Here is a 929-nt window from a genome sequence, read left to right on the forward strand (position 1 = left end):
GGCCGGCTCGTCTCCCGCACCAATCCGCTGGGCCAGACCGTCTCCCTCGAACGCGACGTGTGCGGCCGGATCGTGCGCAAGGACGCCGACGGCCAGGCCACCACCTTCACCTACGACCCGGCCGGGCGCCTGACGGAGGCCATCGGCCCCGAGGTGGCACTGACGTACCGGCGGGACCGCATGGGCCGGGTGACGACCGAGATGGTCGACGGCCGGGTGCTGACCCATGCCTATGACGCCCTGGGGCGCGCCGTGCGCCGGACCACCCCTTCCGGGGCGAAGTCCACGTTCGCGTACGACGCGGTGGGCCGCCGCACCACGCTGACCACCTGCGGCCAGACCCTCGACTTCGCGTACGACATGAGGGGCCGCGAGACCGCCCGCCGCTTCGGCGACACCTCCCTCGCCCAGATCTGGGACCCGGCCGGACGGCTGTCCGAGCAGACCCTGACCGGCCCGTCGGGCGACATCGCCCAGCACCGCGCGTACACCTACCGCCCCGACGGCCACCTCACCGGCATCGACGACCACCTACGCGGCCACCGCGCCTTCGACCTCGACGAGGCAGGCCGGGTCACCGCCGTCCGCGCCGAGAACTGGACCGAGGCCTACGCCTACGACGAGGCGGGCAACCAGACCCACGCCACCTGGTCCGCCGACCACCACCAGGCCACCACCGGCGCCCGCGTCTACACCGGCACCCGCATCACGCGGGCCGGACGCGTCCGCTACGAACACGACGCCGCCGGCCGCCTCACCCTCCGCCAGAAAACCCACCTCTCCCGCAAGCCCGACACCTGGCACTACACCTGGGACGCCGAGAACCACCTCACCACCGTCACCACCCCCGACGGCACCACCTGGCGCTACCTCTACGACCCCCTCGGCCGCCGCACCGCCAAACAACGCCTCGCCGACGACGGCGAAAC

1 pseudogene is annotated in these 929 nt (G+C 73.0%); it reads left to right on the forward strand.

Annotation, left to right across the window (positions count from 1 at the left end):
- A pseudogene (locus ABFY07_RS42690) lies at positions 1-929 on the forward strand (type IV secretion protein Rhs); the annotation flags it as partial.

This window comes from Streptomyces sparsogenes subsp. cuspidosporus (assembly GCF_039532705.1).
Lineage (GTDB): Bacteria > Actinomycetota > Actinomycetes > Streptomycetales > Streptomycetaceae > Streptomyces > Streptomyces sparsogenes.